The following is a 15,704-nucleotide window of genomic DNA, read 5'->3' as shown; positions in this document are numbered from 1 at the left end:
AATACATCCGGACTTTTATTATCTGTTCAATACTTCAATGTACGAAGCATTTCCAGTTGTTCTTAAAGCGGAGCGGAAATTATTATTTTCTAACGCCACAGCAACTTGTTGTAATTGCTGTGCATCATCATGATGAATAAGTAAGCTGTCAGCACCGCTTTCTTCTATATGAATGTGTTCAATATTTCCAATGGCATCATGTACAGCTTTTAAAAATTCAGGTTTCATATGTGTCCTCCTATATGTATGTAACGTTGTAATTTAGTATTTCCTTATTTATGAAATATAAAAGTAAATGAAGGGAGAAATAAAATGAATATAAAGCAGTTTAACGAACATATAACATCACTATTTGGAGAGGACCTTCATAAATACGGCGATGATGAATATGGTTTTACTCATATAAGTAAAGATGAATTTCACAAAATCGGTTACACAACAAATTTGACATTAGAGACGATTGAAGAAGCGTATAAAAATGGAGTCGATATGATAGTTACACATCATGCACCATGGAGTTTTTTATTTGGTATGGAAGAGGCTTGTATTGAGAAATTGAAGCAATATGAAATGAATCATTTTTGGATTCACTTGCCGTTAGATTTTGTAAAGTTTGGCACGTGTACATCGTTATTTAACGGAATTGGGATAGATAAAATACTGGAATATTCCACGTATGAGGAAGAAGAACTACCGGGAATAGGAGAATATAAAGAAGCGATTCCTTTTTCAAACTTAGTTGGAAAACTTGAAGAAAAAATGGAAGAGAAAGTGAAGAGCTGGAGAAATCACGATAAACCAGTAAAACGGATTGCGATTTTAACCGGTGCAGGAAACAATACAAATTTGATTGAACGTGCATTAGAAAAAGGGTGTGACACGTACATAATAGGTGAAAAAACATTATATACAGTGCAACATGCGAAATTTAAAGGGATTAATTTAATTGTAGGCAGTCATACGTTTACAGAAGTGTTTGGTGTAGAAAGTTTGGCTCATAAATTACAAGACATAGACCCTGCAATAGAAATTATTAGAGTATATGAAGAGCATTTAGAGTGATAAAATCACGTTATCATAAATGAGATATGGAAGAAAGCCATTGTAATAAAAAAAAATTGTTGTTTGTTATATTAGGATGGTTGGGAGGATTTCCCTTGCGTTTGTCAAATAATAGTAAAGTTGTCTTTTGAATTAAGGGAATCTTCCGAATTAAAGGGTGAGAGAATGGACATTTCAATAATCACTGCACAACTAGTTAAGGAAAAAGTTATTTCACATTATCCAAATAGCGTAAAAGCATTAAACGGGGGAACGGCAAGTACTATATATTTGTTAGATGAACAATACGTTGTAAAGTTGAATGAATCGGATGTCATACGTGAAGAAGCTTATTTTCTTCAGTTTTATAAAAAGGACGAATTATTTCCAAAGCTTTTATATAAGGAACCTTTAAATCGCTATATTGTTTACTCATTCCTTGAGGGCACAACTTCTTGCAAACTAGGCTATAAACGGAGTGTTCTTTGTAAACTTGTAAAAGAAGTTATCAATGAGTATGAAGTAGCTACAGAGGTTGATGGCTGGGGATGGAAAGAAAATCCCGTTCAATCTTGGAGTGAATTTTTAACAACAAATGTGATAGAAGCTCATGAAAATGTAAGGCGTTACATAAGTGAAGAAGAGTATAGAACGGTTCTTAAGTTAGCGAATAGGGACGCTGGAATAAATCAGCCATTTTTATTGCATGGTGATTTCGGATTTCATAATTTTATATTTCAAGAGAATAAACTGCACGGTGTAATTGATCCTTTACCAGTGTTAGGAGATCCTATATACGATTTAATTTACGCGTTTTGTTCGACTCCAGAAGATTTAACAAAAGAAACAATTCATTATGCGATGAAACAATGTGTATTTCATAAGAAAGCCCGTGATTTATATGAAGAAATAGTCATAGGCTTATATTTGCGTATAGATACATGTTTACGGCACCACCCGAAAGATTTAGAAGGTTACTTAGCAGCTTGGCGTTATTGGATGGGCGAAGTTAAGACGACTATATAGCACTAATATTTTTAGGGGAGATGGTGAGATGAATGTTGCAGAAGCGAAAAAGGATTTAGCAATAAAAACGAAGAGAGGCCTACCGATTATATTAGCCGGCGTTTTATTTTGGGTAGTTATGAGTATAACGGGATTTGTTCTTTCTGAAAAACAAGTAGTGTGGGTATATTTAATCGGTATGGGCTGTGTGTTTCCTTTTGGCTTAATGATAGCTGCTATATTGAAAATTGATATGTTTGCGAAAGGAAATCCGTTAGGGATTTTGGCTGGATTAATTGGTGGGATAAATGTATTGAATATTCCACTTGTATTACTTGCCTATTTTCAATTTCCAGAATGGTTACCTTTTGTAGTAGCAATGTTAATAGGTGTTCATTTTATCCCGTACGTATAGATTTATGAAAGTAAAAGTTATGGTTTATTGTCGGTAGGGACTGTATTTGTAACGTCAGTTTGCGGGATTCTTTTTGCAGAAAAAGGATTTACTGTAATTCCATTATCGGTTACAGTTGTCTATTTACTTACTTTTATAAGTTTAATGATTGAAAATAAAAAAGCAGATCATTATCAACAAAAGTCAGCTTAATAAAAATATAGGGATAGGGGAAATTATGATGAAAAATTTCGTTTGTACAACGTGTGGCGTGCAGTATGCAGCGAGTGTAGAAGAACCGGTGAGTTGTCATATTTGTGATGAAGAGAGGCAATATGTGAATCCAAAAGGACAATCTTGGACGACACTAGAAAGCTTACAAATTGGTGATACATATAAAAATGAAATAATCGAAGAGGAAGATGGACTTTATAGTATTACAACAAAACCAGGATTTGCGATCGGTCAAACGGCATTTGTAGTGAAAACAGAGTCATATCGTTTACTGTGGGACTGTATTACGTATTTAGATGAAACGACAATTACGAAAATAAAAGAGCTTGGCGGATTAGATGCGATTGCATTGTCTCATCCTCATTATTATTCAACGCAAGTAGAATGGGCAGAGACATTTGATGTACCAATTTATATACATGAAGATGATAAAGAGTGGGTGATGCGTCCGAGTAGTCGTATTATTTATTGGTCTGGTGAGTCTTTACAATTAGCTGATGGATTAGTCATTCATCGTTTAGGGGGACATTTTAAAGGTGGATCTGTCTTACATTGGGAAGAAGGTAATGACGGAAAAGGAATTTTGTTAACAGGTGATATTATTCAAGTTGTAGCAGATGAGCGGTGGGGAAGCTTCATGTACAGCTATCCAAACTTAATTCCACTACCAGCGAGAAAAGTGGAAGAAATGGTGAATCGAGTGAAGCCGTTACAGTTTAATCGTTTATACAATGCTTTTCATCGAGTAGTAAAAGAAAATGCAAATGAGGCGGTTGAACGTTCTGCTGAAAGATATATAAAAGCAATAGAAGGAAAGTTGTTTCATACGTAAAAGGAGAGTAGCTTAATGAAAACGTTAGTATGCTTTGGAGATAGTATTACAGCTGATGAAACATTTTTTGATGGAATGCCAAGATTAACACCACGTTTGCAAGAAATGTTGCCGAACTGGAAAGTAGAGAATGCAGGTGTTCCAGGTGATAATACATTCGATGCGTTAAATAGAATTGAAGAAGATGTAATATCATATAAACCAGATTTCGTAACAGTTTTTCTTGGTACGAATGATGCAGTTTCTTTTTCTCAAGTGTCATTACAAGCATATAAAGAAAACTTAGAGAAGATTGTGAACCAAGTTTCATCAGATAAAGTACTACTGATTAGTCCTGCACCAGTTGATGAAGAAAGACAGCATAATAGAACAAATAGAGTGCTGAGTCAGTATGCAGACGTGGTAGAGGAAGTGGCAAAAGAAACAGGAAGCTATTTTCTAAATTTGTATGCTGAAATGATTCAAGAACGGGATTATAAAAGATTTGTAGAAAATGATGAAAAAGATGGATTACACTTTGGGCCAGAAGGTTATGAGTATGTAGCGAAGTTAATTGGTGAAAAGTTAAAAGGGATTTTATAAGGAGCAAAGCACTTAGTGCTTTGCTTTTTCGTATTTCTTTCGCAGTCCATAAACTTATTGATCGCTGTAATTTGGACAGATATTTTGCGTTTTTATCCCGCATTAACTGTCCGTAAACGCCCCATTGGTGAGGGCTAATAATCAGTGGGGGATGAACAAAAACCCCACTGATTAAAGTTTCACTTTATGTGCTTAAAAGGCGAGTTCTGTTTTAAAGTAATATAAATTTATTTTTAAAAATTTATATTTCGTAGTTGAAAATCAATAAAGGTGTAACTATAATAGTTACAGTGATTTTGTTATTTTGAAATGTACACATTGAATTACAAGAATGAAGGGAGTTTTTATGTAAATCAAAAAGTTATAAAGATCTATTAATTTTTATAATAAGATAAAATGCTTTTCGGTTCATACACATTATGAAATATGTTATTTCTAATAGAAAACTAGAGGTGGAAAAATGAAAAATTTTAAAGGTATGTTGATATCATCACTTGCAATTACAACTTTTGCTGGGGTAGGTACGACATTTGTAACAAATACAGTACATGCTGCTAATGACGATTCTAGTAAAATACAAGTTCGTTCTAATAAGAGTATAAATACAACAACTGGCTCGAGATTCCCTGTATTATCATCAGTCAATCCTTATGATGAACCTAGATTTTCGAGACAGGGATATCTTGAAGAGGCACCTTTAGGAATTAATGCTCCTTATGCTTGGGGAATTAAAGGAGGGAATGGTCAGGGGGCAACTTTTGTAGATTTGGAAGAAGGCTGGTTATTAAATCATGAAGATTTAGTCGGTCAAAATATTGAATTTATGTCTGGAAAAATGAGTAATGATCTTTCTCATGGTACTTCAGTTCTAGGTGTTGTTTCTGCAGCTGACAATGGGATTGGGAACATTGGAATTGCACCAAAAGCAAAGGCAAAAGTAATTTCAGTGATCCGAGACAATGGGAGAATTGATGTAAGAGATGCTATTTTAAGTGCCGTAGATTCTTTACAGGCTGGAGATGTTTTATTAATAGAAGAATCCTTTAAATATGATGGATATGGAGATGACCCTTTACCAGTAGAAGTATACCCGAGTATATTTAACGCAATTCGCAAAGGTACAGATAAAGGCATTATTATTGTAGAAGCAGCTGGTAATGGTGGGATTGATTTAGATGAATTTAAAGACCGTAATGGTAAACAGATTTTAAATCGAAACAGTCAAGACTTTAAAGATTCAGGAGCTATTATAGTGGGAGCATCTACTGCAAGAGTTCCTCATAAACGTTTAGCTTTCTCTAACTATGGTAGTAGAATTGATGTATATGGTTGGGGAGAGTATGTTGATACATTAGATACATATCAAAATCAAAATAGTAAAGGACAAAAAGTTACAGATCAGAACATAATTAATCGTTATACTTCTAATTTCCGTGGTACTTCTAGCGCTTCGCCTATAATTGCTGGGGCTGCTGTATCGATTCAAGGGATTGCTAAGGAACATTTAGGTAAGGCATATACACCAAAAGAATTGAGAGCAATTTTAAGTAATCCTAATACAGGCACAAAGTCTAATAACCCATCATCTGATAAAATAGGGGTTTTACCAGATTTAAAAGCGATTTTGTCTAACCTTGGATTTCATAGTGATTTGACTACCAATGATCCTATGGTATTTCCAGATAACGTAGAAAAAAATGAAGGAAAAGAAAATTCAACTTTCGTATTTCCAGGTGAAGAAACAAAAAGAACAGGTGATAAAAATTCAACTGTAACCTTCCCAGAAGAAGATTTAAAACAGGAGGAAAAAGAAGAGGGATTGATTGTTTTTCCTGATTAATAAAAAAATACTACCTTCCATTTGGAGGTAGTATTTTTTATTTCTTGTCATTAACAAGCAGGCATGAAATTTGTATTTGTTTATCTTTTATAATGAATTTAACTAAAAAAATCGAATATTTGACTGTTAATTTACTTTTTTGTCTCAATCAATTACATGAATCAATCTAGAAATGCTTGCTGCAATGCTCTCAGTCCATCACTGTAAATGCCATGAAACAGATTAATTGCCTCTTCATCACTAACTTCAACAGGAGTGAACGTACCAGACCACTCTACTAACGATGTGTTCCTTTCAGTACCTCCTTTAACCTGGATTGTAGATAAATAATTAGTGACTGGGAATGGTGCATTCATGATTGAATATGTGTAGTAGCGCTCTTTATCATTGAATACTTCTAATCGTTCTATAATTGTATCGCCATCTGGATTAGCTAGATGACGTACACGACCGCCTTCAGTTAATTTACTGCTAGGTATATAAGGTAACCAGTCTGGAAGGGAGTTGAAACCTCCGATTAATTGCCATACTTGTTCCGGTGAAGCAAAAATTTCCATAGATGTAGTAGTATGTGCCATATTCATTACGCTCCTTTTCATCCCGGTATTTACGGGTAAATAATCAGTGGGGGATGCTCCCACTGATTAAAGTTATATTATTATTTTACGTTGATTGGTAGTGGTGCATTAGGTGCTACTAATTTTTGTTCGCGCATTTCTTCCCAGAATGCTGCTGGAATTACTGTGTTTAAGGCATTTTGGTCTTCTACAATGCGTTCCGGTTTACTTGCACCAGGAACAACAGCAGCAACTGCTGGATTGGCTAGTGAAAATTGTAGTGCAGCAGCTTTGATGCTGATTTCGTGACGATCTGCAAGAGCTTTGATTTTCTCAACTTTTGCAATAATTTCTGGCGATGCTTTTTGATATTCGAAGTGAGCGCCGCCAGCAAGAATACCTGAGCTATATGGGCCACCAACAACAATATCCATATTATGCTTTACAGCTGCAGGCATTACTCGTTGCAATGCACGTTCGTGGTCTAATAATGAATAGCGACCAGCTAGTAAGGATATATTTGGTTTCGCTTCTTCTAAATCAAGCATAAGTTCAATTGATTCTACTTTGTTTACTCCAAGCCCCCAGCCCTTAATAACTCCTTCTTCACGTAAACGTGTTAGCGCACGGAATGCTCCTGTTCGAGCTGTTTCAAATTGTGAAATCCACTCATCACCATAAAAGTCTTGTGCTAAATCATGAATGAAAACAAAGTCTAGACGATCTGTTTTTAAACGTTTCAAACTTTGCTCGATAGAACGAAGTGTTGCATCTGCGCTATAGTCATTGATCATTTTATTTTTGCGACCAAATTCGAAAAGTCCGCCTTTTTCACCTAAATCACGTGCAGATGGATCTTCTAGTTCATCTGAAATCGTTCGACCTACTTTGGTGCTTAAAAAGTAATCATCACGATTTCTTTTTGACAGTGCTTCACCAAGACGGATTTCCGCTAATCCAGATCCATAAAGTGGAGCTGTATCAAAGTAACGAACGCCATTCTCCCAAGCAGCATCCACTGTAGCGATTGCTTCTTCTTCTGGGATATTACGGTACATATTTCCTAGTGGTGCTGTACCAAACCCGATTTTTTCTTTTAGTAATTTACTCATTATAGATATCCTCCTAAAATGTATTTGAAAATTATTTATTCATTGTGAATGGATATGAAAATGAAAACATGTCATTTCATCGTCTGACAAAATGTATGATAAAAATACTCACTTTAAAGTACAGGTACTAACAGGTAATTTCTAACACTGCATGACTCACTCAACTCTTACAAATGCTATTATGAAATGTATTTTACATAATGAAAAGTACGTACTTTAAAGTGATATAGATACTAAAAAGTAATACAGGTACTTTTTGGTGCCGTACTACTCATCTGCTGTTTACGTATGCTATTATGAAACATGTTTAACACAATAAAAAGTACGTACTTTAAGGTGCTATAGATACTTAAAAGTAATATTTAAATATTTTAGCTTATTTGTCTTATAAAATTATTAAAGGAGATTTTTATATGAAAACATACAATATTCCTGTAGAGGCAACTTTAGAGGTTATCGGTGGAAAGTGGAAAGTAGTTATCCTTTGTCATTTAAAGAAAGACAAAAAGAGAACGTGCGAATTAAAACAATTAATGTCTGGTATTACACAAAAGATGTTAACGCAACAATTACGTGAATTAGAAGAAGATGGTGTAATCGAGAGAAAAGTGTATAACCAAGTGCCACCAAAAGTAGAATACTCTTTAACTGATTACGGTCATTCTTTAGATTTTATACTCGATACTCTTTGTAACTGGGGAGAAAATCATCTTGAAAAGAATGGTAACACGTCTATGCTTATAACCGCAGCTGAATAAAGAAAGAAAAAACGAACGAGAATACGTTCGTTTTTTCTTTTTGTATAGAGGGAGATTTTTAAGCAGCATAATTACTTTTTTGTAATATAGGTACTTTTTTGTGCTGTAGGAACTAAAATGTGCCGTATAGAAAATTATTTATTTTTACGTAACAATAGATAAGGAATTTATAAAAAAGGAGAGGAGATCGCGTGAAACAATATAATATACCTATAGAAGCAACTTTAGAAATTATCGGGGGAAAGTGGAAGGTCGTTATTTTATGTCACTTAACAAAAGGGAAGAAGCGAACGAGTGAGTTACAACGTTTGATGCCTGAAATTTCTGTTAGAATGTTAACGCAGCAACTACGTGAGCTGGAAGAAGATGGTGTGATTACACGTGAAATTTACAAAGAAATTCCCCCTCGAGTAGAATACTCCCTAACCGATTATGGGTGGTCTTTACAAAATGTATTAAATCAATTAACCGCGTGGGGAGAACGATGCATAGATAGAAAAAACACAGAAGTTAAGTGAAATCTCTATATGTAATATTGAAAACACCACCTAATGACGAGGTGGTGTTTTTCGTTTTAAAACTTTAGAAAGTTGTTATGATGGAAAGTAAAATTTTTGAGGACCTGTTTCAGTCATGGGTACTTAAAAGTGCCTACATCACTTTAAAGTACGTACTATGCTTCATAATATAACCGTTTTATAATGACACTCGTAGCAAGAAGTCATAACGATTTTAAGCTATGTTCAAAAAAACTTATTAACTAGTATAGTTTTTTGTTCAATTTTTTAGTAGGAGATGTTTTTATGGTTGAAGAACTTTTTTATAAAAAAATACTTAAAAATCTGTTTTCAGATCCAGTTCAAATTACACTTTGGAATGGAGAAACAATACAATATGGCGAAGGGGAACCTCAATTTCATATAACATTCCATAAGCCGCTCTCAAAAAAAGAAATTGCTAAGGATCCTTCTATTGCATTCGGTGAAGCATATATGAATGGAGACCTTGAAATAGAGGGTAATCTTGAAAAAGCAATTCAATCTATTTATAAAAGGCAGGATAGCTTTTTAGGTGATAGTAAGTTGCAATATTTCAAAAGTAAATGGAATTTCTCAAAACAAAAAAATAAAGAAGATATTGCTCACCATTATGATATTGGGAACGATTTCTATAAATTATGGCTTGATGAGACAATGACATATTCTTGTGCGTATTTCCAAAATGAACAAGATTCTTTAACGACAGCGCAGCATAATAAAGTGAATCATATTTTGAAAAAGTTGAACCTTCAAAAAGGTGATACGCTATTAGATATCGGTTGCGGGTGGGGTGAGCTCATTACAGCTGCCGCTAAGCAGTACGGTGTGAAAGCGATGGGAGTAACATTAAGCGAGGAACAATTTGCAAAGACTTCCGAGCGAATTAAACAAGAGGGACTTACGGATTTAGTTGAAGTATCTTTACTTGATTACCGCGATATTAAGAATCGTAAATTTGATAAAATTGTTAGTGTAGGTATGATCGAACATGTAGGAAAAGACAACATTACGCAATACTTTGAAACAGTTAACAAACTACTAAATGATGGCGGGATTTCTCTGCTGCATTGTATTACTTCTCCGGCTAATGGTGGTGCTACGAATGGTTGGATTGAAAAATATATATTCCCTGGTGGGTATGTTCCTGCTGTTAACGAATTAATCACGAACATGACAAACGAACAATTTTTCATTGTTGATGTGGAAAGCTTACGTAGACATTACGGGAATACATTACAACATTGGGCTCGAAATTATGAAAATGTACTAGAGGAAGTTCGCAAAACGAAAGATGAGCGATTTATCCGCATGTGGCGTTTATATTTAAATGCATGTGCAGCTTCGTTCTTTACAGGTAATATTGATTTACATCAATTTGTATTTACAAAAGGGATTAATGATACAATTCCGATGACACGTTCTTATATGTATGAATAAGAGTATATAACTAAGTAGCTCTCAAGTCATTGAGTATAAATAAAATGATGATAGGATATAAGTCTATAACGTAAAGTCGAGATGGGAATCAGAAAATGATTTCTTTCTCGACTTTTTGATATATAATTTTGAAATTAAAACTATATACTTTTAAAGATAAAAATATATAATAAATGTAGAAACGAAAATTTATGAGCAAGGAAGTTGAAGAACATGACATTAACAATGGGCTTTATTGGATTTGGAAAATCAGCTAACCGTTATCACCTACCTTATCTAAAGACACGTAATAATATAAAAGTAAAAACAATTTTTGTACGTCAAATAAATGAAAAATTAGCGGCTCCATATGAGGAAAAAGGTGTTTACTTCACTACTGATTTAGACGAATTGTTGAATGACAAAGAAATTCAAGTTGTGACGATTTGTACGCCAGCACATACGCATTATGAATTAGCAAAAAAAGTTATACTAGCCGGAAAATCAGTTATCGTTGAAAAACCATTTTGCGATACAGTAGAACATGCGAAAGAATTATTAGCTTTAGGACGAGAGAAAGGTGTAGTCGTTATGCCTTATCAAAACCGTCGTTTTGATGGTGATTTTTTAGCTGTAAAGCAAGTAGTTGAGCAAGGATTCCTTGGTGATATTATTGAGATTGAATCACATATTGATTATTTCCGTCCTGGTTCAATCACTCATGAAGCTCCAAAAGAAGAAGGTTCATTTTACAGTTTAGGTATTCATACGATGGACCGTATGATTTCATTATTTGGCCGTCCAGATACGGTAACATATGATATTCGTAATAATGAAATGGAAGGTGCGGTTGATAACTATTTCGATGTTGGTCTACATTACGGAAATCACCTGAAAATTAAACTGAAAACGAACCATGTCGTAGCGAAAGATTATCCACGCTTTATCGTTCATGGAACAAATGGATCATTTATTAAATACGGTGAAGATCAGCAAGAAAATGATTTGAAAGCGGGGATTATGCCTGAGAGTGCAGGGTTTGGTGAAGATTCACCGATGTATTATGGAATTGCTAAGTATCGTAATGCAAATGGTGACTGGATTGAAAAACAAATTAAAACACCGCTTGGTGATTACGGTCGTTTCTATGATGCAGCGTATGCCACAATTGTAAATGGTGCACCAAAACTTGTGAAAGATGAAGAAGCAGTAACGAATATTGAAATCTTGGAAAACGGATTTGCTGCCCCATCACCTTCAGTTTACAAACTTGAGGCTTTACATTTGAATGAATAGAAGAGAGTTTGCGGTATAAAGGAGGTATGGAAATGGCAAGCGGATCAACACAAGTAAAATACCTCGGCATTTATCAAAAGATTAAACAGCAAATTTTAGACGGTGAATATAAAATCAACAAAAAAATTCCGAGTAGCTCCGTCCTTGCTGAAGAATTCGATGTTTCAGCACTTACGATTAAAAAAGCGCTAGATCTATTAGTAAGAGACGGCTACATTATCCGTCGGCGCGGAAGTGGAACAGTGGTACAAGATTGGCATCAGCAGGAAAAGGCACGAATGATTCAAACTTTAACAGGTACGAAAGCTGTTTACGGTAGTGAGGTAGAAAGTAAAATTATCGAGTTTGCGATTGTAGGTGCTGATGAAGTAGTTGCTGAGAAATTGGGAGTTTCAATTGGTGATTTCGTCTATAAAATCATTCGCCTTCGCATCATTCACAGCATTCCGACGATTATGGAGCATACATGGATGCCAATTTCGGTTATCCCAGGTGTTGAGGCTTCTGTTTTAGAGGAGTCGATATACTCACATATTCAAAATAAACTTGGTCTTGAAGTAGGGACATCTGTTGTCAGGGTTAAAGGAATTCGCCCAGATGATAGGGAAAAGCAGTTTATGAACTTAACAAATCAGGATTTCCTAATGCGAGTTGAGCAAGTAGCTTACTTAACGGATGGACGAACTTTTGAATATTCTTACGCAGATCATTTACCGGAAACCTTTGAGTTTGAAACAGTCATTACGGCAAAAAATTATAAAGAGACATAAAAAACGGTTGAGGCAAGTATTGTCTCAACCTATTTTATGTCTTCTACAGTTATGATTCATCAGCAGTAATCAGCATGGATGTGTTCCCGGTTTTTTCAAGATGAACTTCTCCCCAGGAACAGAGGGAATCAAGTATAGCTCCTAAAGACGAACCGTAATCCGTTAAAGAGTACTCTACTTTCGGTGGTACTTGGTCATATACTTTCCTTTGGATTACACCATCTTCTTCTAGTTCCCGTAATTGTTGCGTTAACATTTTTTGCGTAATACCAGGCATTAAACGTTTTAATTCACTCGTTCTTTTTGTTCCTTTTTTTAAATGACAAAGGATAACAACCTTCCACTTTCCACCAATAACTTCTAAAGTCGCTTCTACAGGAATATTATATGTCTTCATAAAAAAACTCCTTTGATGAATTTAGATTACAGTTGTGAGCCTACATCCGTTGTAATACTAAAATTATTTCTTTTTAGTACCTATAACACTTTAAAGTGCGTACTATTTATTGTGCTAAATATCGGTCATAATAACCGATGTAAGAGAGAAATAAGCAGAATGGCACTTGAAAATGCATATGTTCCTTTTTAGTACCTATAACACTTTAAAGTGCGTACTATTTATTAGGATGAATATAATCCATAATAGCACTTGTAAGCAAGAAATGCGTGAAATGTGCTTTGAAGGAGCCATCATGCTATGGGGAATTTTACATGAGAATAATTTGTTGTGTTATTAAAATTAATCCAAGACTTAACAGTTGATTAATTGAACTGTAAAGTTTAAAATTACAGTAAGATTTTTAAAAGTGAGATGTTAACGTCTGTAAAATGTAGCATGAATAATAGAGATAAATGAAACATTGCTGAATAACTAACATTATGTGAATTTGATTCTAAACTGTAATTTTTTTTAATACATTTCAATAAGCGATCTTTAAAATGTACGTTTAATAACATTACAGGAGTGAGTTAAATATGGTAATTCTATATACAACAGCAAGCTGTGCTTCATGCCGAAAAGCGAAAGCATGGCTTGAAGAGCATCAAATTGATTATATTGAAAAAAACATCGTATCAAATTCTATGACAGTTGATGAGCTTAAATCGATTCTTCGTTTAACTGAAGAGGGGGCTACTGAAATTATTTCAACTAGATCCAAAACTTTTCAGGACTTAAATATAAATATTGATGAGCTCTCGCTAAATGAATTTTATACATTAATAATTGAGCATCCACTAATGTTGCGTCGCCCGATTATGCTGGACGAAAAAAGATTGCAAATTGGTTTTAACGAAGAAGAAATTCGCAAATTTTTACCACGTAGTGTCCGAACATTTTTAAACATTGAACTGCAAAAGTTGGCTAATTAATAAGTAATAGTATGAAAGAGAAATTTTTTGAAAGGAGGAAACTGAGGGTGATAGAAGTATGCGTTACAGTTAATTATAAAGATAGAAACTATCAAACAAATGTCATTGTGAACAAAGATACGATTTGGACAAAAATTGAACAGTTGGCAGAAGAACAAGTGAAGAAACAGTGGGGTTTTTAAACTTAATTATTTAAAAAATGAAGTTATATGCTAGAGATTATAACTAAATTCAAAATTTTTCAGGTATTAAATATAAATAAGAAATTTTCTTGAAAGGAGGAAGCAGAAGATGATAGAAGTATGTGTTACAGTTAATTATAAAGATAGAAATTATCAAACAAATGTTATTGTAAGTAAAGATACGATTTGGACAAAAATTGAACAGTTGGCAGAAGAACAAGTGAAGAAACAGTGGAGTGTTTAATTTTCTTTTTAACTTAAAAAGCTAAATGAAGTTATCAGATATAGGTGGGACGGGATAGAATATAAGGGAATTAATTTTTTATGGCAAGAAGCATTCCACATGTTTTAACGTTCTAACCAATCTGTAATATTTATGGCTACAGTATGTTAATATATGAGAAACAATATTTTTAATCGTAGGAGGAAAATCATGAACAGCGACTTTACCTTGGCCATACACAGTTTAACTTATTTAGCTTTACAGCCAGACCGGATGTCAACAAGTAATGCTATTTCAGAAAGTGCAGGTGTTCATCCAGTACGCATTCGCAAAGTACTAAGTTTGTTAAAAAAACATAAGTTTATACAATCGAAAGAGGGGACTGGTGGCGGTTTTATTTTCGCTCGCGATTTAGATGAAATTAATCTTTGGCATATTTATCAGATAACCTCTGAAGGTGCTTTGCAGCCGAAGTGTCCAGAATCAAACAATCAGTGTGTTGTAGGTTCGAACATGCGAAAAGTTCTTTTCGCTATTTTCTTAGGTGCTGAAGAGCATCTAGGTGAATACTTAAAGAATTATACAATGAAAGAAGTTGTTGACCTTATCAATCAAGAGCGTTAAGCGGCTTAATTATTATATAGCCGTGAGTTCTTAACACTTAAATGTAATGAAAAATATTACAGTATAATTTGTTTTTATATCTTTTTTATCGTCACAAAAAATATTTATAGGAAGGTGAAACGGTATGATGTCAAATAATAATCATGTTTTAAAAGTAGGAGATTGGGTTCGTGGAATATCAAATGAAGGTGAATTAATAGTTGGTTATATTGTATCACTTGATGATGTAGAGGATATAGTTACAGTTAGTATTGTGAAACGTGACGGCCAGTACACAATAAACGAAGCGATTTTACTCTTTAGTAAACACGTTAACAAACTCCCTGAATCAAAGGTAATAAATAAGGAACAAATCCTTTATCTTATAGATCTTGCATTATTAACGGGGGATGAAGAATGGTTTATCGAGCTTTCTTCAAAATTAAACTCGATAAAAGAGCTAGTTAATGAGGGATTTTAAAATTTAAACTTTTGAGGGTGCACACAATCCGCCTTATGGAGAGGACACAATTACTTTTCGCATAAAAGGAAATGATGTAAAAACGATTCATTACAAACATAGAGATATCCCTGAAGAAGAGCCGAACAAACTACAATTAAGATGATATTGAAGTGATTTGTTTGTGTAGTCCTGATAACGATAATTATGTAAATGAGCTGTCCATATGGGGCAGCTTTTTTGTTTTTTGCTCAGTGTAGCTTTTTAAATTGTATATGAATTCAATATTAACAATATATATCCTGAAATTTGGTTTTTTGTATTTTGGGATTTTTTTCTTTTTACCTACATTAATTATTTATTAGAATATCTTTTATGTTTAAAATAAAATTTTTTGATAAAAGGGGATATAAGTATCTTTATAATAAGTCACCTAGAAAAACAATGTATTATTGTATTTTTTTACTAACTAATTCAGCTTTAAGCGAT

Annotated in this window: 19 protein-coding genes and 2 pseudogenes; 17 read left to right on the top strand and 4 right to left on the bottom strand. The window is 34.0% G+C overall.

Annotation, left to right across the window (positions count from 1 at the left end; all coding sequences use genetic code 11):
- Positions 1-18: 18 nt before the first annotated feature.
- Positions 19-228, bottom strand: a complete 210-nt coding sequence (locus V6946_RS17460) for a hypothetical protein (protein WP_000801642.1) — start codon at positions 226-228, stop codon at positions 19-21.
- A gap of 84 nt (positions 229-312) precedes the next feature.
- On the opposite strand from V6946_RS17460, the gene V6946_RS17455 reads away from it, so the two are divergent.
- The 6 genes and pseudogenes from V6946_RS17455 (at position 313) to V6946_RS17430 (ending at position 5,928) form a co-directional block, all read left to right on the top strand.
- Positions 313-1,062, top strand: a complete 750-nt coding sequence (locus V6946_RS17455; protein ID WP_366981504.1) for a Nif3-like dinuclear metal center hexameric protein — start codon at positions 313-315, stop codon at positions 1,060-1,062.
- 165 nt (positions 1,063-1,227) lie between these two features.
- Positions 1,228-2,067: an aminoglycoside phosphotransferase family protein gene (locus V6946_RS17450; protein ID WP_006924227.1), complete on the top strand. Its 840-nt coding sequence runs from the start codon at positions 1,228-1,230 to the stop codon at positions 2,065-2,067.
- A 28-nt stretch (positions 2,068-2,095) separates the two neighbouring features.
- Positions 2,096-2,653 (top strand): annotated as a pseudogene (locus V6946_RS17445) (DUF7010 family protein).
- A 25-nt stretch (positions 2,654-2,678) separates the two neighbouring features.
- On the top strand, positions 2,679-3,506 hold the full coding sequence (locus tag V6946_RS17440; RefSeq protein ID WP_366981505.1) for a hypothetical protein: 828 nt from the start codon (positions 2,679-2,681) through the stop codon (positions 3,504-3,506).
- Positions 3,507-3,521: 15 nt separating this feature from the next.
- Positions 3,522-4,088: an SGNH/GDSL hydrolase family protein gene (locus tag V6946_RS17435; RefSeq protein WP_006924222.1), complete on the top strand. Its 567-nt coding sequence runs from the start codon at positions 3,522-3,524 to the stop codon at positions 4,086-4,088.
- Between the two features lie 460 nt (positions 4,089-4,548).
- The gene (locus V6946_RS17430) at positions 4,549-5,928 is read left to right on the top strand and encodes a S8 family peptidase (RefSeq protein WP_006924220.1); all 1,380 of its coding nucleotides are present in this window, start codon (positions 4,549-4,551) and stop codon (positions 5,926-5,928) included.
- Between the two features lie 161 nt (positions 5,929-6,089).
- On the opposite strand, the gene V6946_RS17425 is transcribed toward V6946_RS17430, so the two are convergent.
- Entirely contained in the window at positions 6,090-6,506 is a 417-nt protein-coding gene (locus V6946_RS17425) for an SRPBCC family protein (protein ID WP_149149829.1), read from the bottom strand.
- An 80-nt stretch (positions 6,507-6,586) separates the two neighbouring features.
- Entirely contained in the window at positions 6,587-7,597 is a 1,011-nt protein-coding gene (locus V6946_RS17420; protein WP_006924216.1) for an aldo/keto reductase, read from the bottom strand.
- A gap of 413 nt (positions 7,598-8,010) precedes the next feature.
- On the opposite strand from V6946_RS17420, the gene V6946_RS17415 reads away from it, so the two are divergent.
- The 5 genes from V6946_RS17415 (at position 8,011) to V6946_RS17395 (ending at position 12,376) form a co-directional block, all read left to right on the top strand.
- Positions 8,011-8,355, top strand: coding sequence for a helix-turn-helix domain-containing protein (locus V6946_RS17415; RefSeq protein WP_006924213.1), 345 nt, complete (start codon positions 8,011-8,013; stop codon positions 8,353-8,355).
- A gap of 191 nt (positions 8,356-8,546) precedes the next feature.
- Positions 8,547-8,873, top strand: coding sequence for a helix-turn-helix domain-containing protein (locus V6946_RS17410; RefSeq protein WP_006924211.1), 327 nt, complete (start codon positions 8,547-8,549; stop codon positions 8,871-8,873).
- Positions 8,874-9,158: 285 nt separating this feature from the next.
- A complete protein-coding gene (locus V6946_RS17405; protein WP_006924209.1) occupies positions 9,159-10,331 on the top strand; it encodes a cyclopropane-fatty-acyl-phospholipid synthase in 1,173 nt (390 codons plus the stop codon).
- Positions 10,332-10,544: 213 nt separating this feature from the next.
- Positions 10,545-11,606 carry an oxidoreductase gene (locus V6946_RS17400; RefSeq protein WP_006924208.1) on the top strand — a complete coding sequence of 354 codons (1,062 nt, stop codon included), beginning with the start codon at positions 10,545-10,547 and terminating at the stop codon, positions 11,604-11,606.
- A gap of 32 nt (positions 11,607-11,638) precedes the next feature.
- Entirely contained in the window at positions 11,639-12,376 is a 738-nt protein-coding gene (locus V6946_RS17395; protein ID WP_006924206.1) for a GntR family transcriptional regulator, read from the top strand.
- A 49-nt stretch (positions 12,377-12,425) separates the two neighbouring features.
- Here V6946_RS17395 and V6946_RS17390 read toward each other — a convergent pair whose 3' ends face one another.
- Complete coding sequence (locus tag V6946_RS17390; protein ID WP_000860832.1) at positions 12,426-12,773, bottom strand: helix-turn-helix domain-containing protein; 348 nt, start codon at positions 12,771-12,773, stop codon at positions 12,426-12,428.
- 578 nt (positions 12,774-13,351) lie between these two features.
- Between V6946_RS17390 and spxA the strand changes: the two genes are divergently transcribed.
- The 6 genes and pseudogenes from spxA to V6946_RS17360 all read left to right on the top strand — a co-directional run.
- On the top strand, positions 13,352-13,747 hold the full coding sequence (gene spxA / locus V6946_RS17385; protein WP_000236189.1) for a transcriptional regulator SpxA: 396 nt from the start codon (positions 13,352-13,354) through the stop codon (positions 13,745-13,747).
- Positions 13,748-13,794: 47 nt separating this feature from the next.
- Positions 13,795-13,929 (top strand): BA3454 family stress response protein, encoded by a 135-nt coding sequence (locus V6946_RS17380; protein ID WP_000573515.1) that lies wholly within the window; start codon positions 13,795-13,797, stop codon positions 13,927-13,929.
- Positions 13,930-14,038: 109 nt separating this feature from the next.
- A complete protein-coding gene (locus V6946_RS17375) occupies positions 14,039-14,173 on the top strand; it encodes a BA3454 family stress response protein (RefSeq protein WP_000573516.1) in 135 nt (44 codons plus the stop codon).
- Positions 14,174-14,362: 189 nt separating this feature from the next.
- Positions 14,363-14,776, top strand: a complete 414-nt coding sequence (gene saiR / locus V6946_RS17370) for an Rrf2-family transcriptional regulator SaiR (protein ID WP_001083465.1) — start codon at positions 14,363-14,365, stop codon at positions 14,774-14,776.
- A gap of 124 nt (positions 14,777-14,900) precedes the next feature.
- A complete protein-coding gene (locus V6946_RS17365; protein ID WP_000987462.1) occupies positions 14,901-15,236 on the top strand; it encodes an IDEAL domain-containing protein in 336 nt (111 codons plus the stop codon).
- 7 nt (positions 15,237-15,243) lie between these two features.
- Positions 15,244-15,381, top strand: a pseudogene (locus V6946_RS17360) (DUF3888 domain-containing protein); the annotation flags it as partial.
- Positions 15,382-15,704 lie beyond the last annotated feature (323 nt).

The organism is Bacillus sp. PPSBB_2 (assembly GCF_045291115.1).
Taxonomy (GTDB): Bacteria; Bacillota; Bacilli; order Bacillales; family Bacillaceae_G; genus Bacillus_A; species Bacillus_A cereus.
Note: the sequence above shows the minus strand (reverse complement) of the source record. Positions and strands in the feature narration are given on the sequence as shown.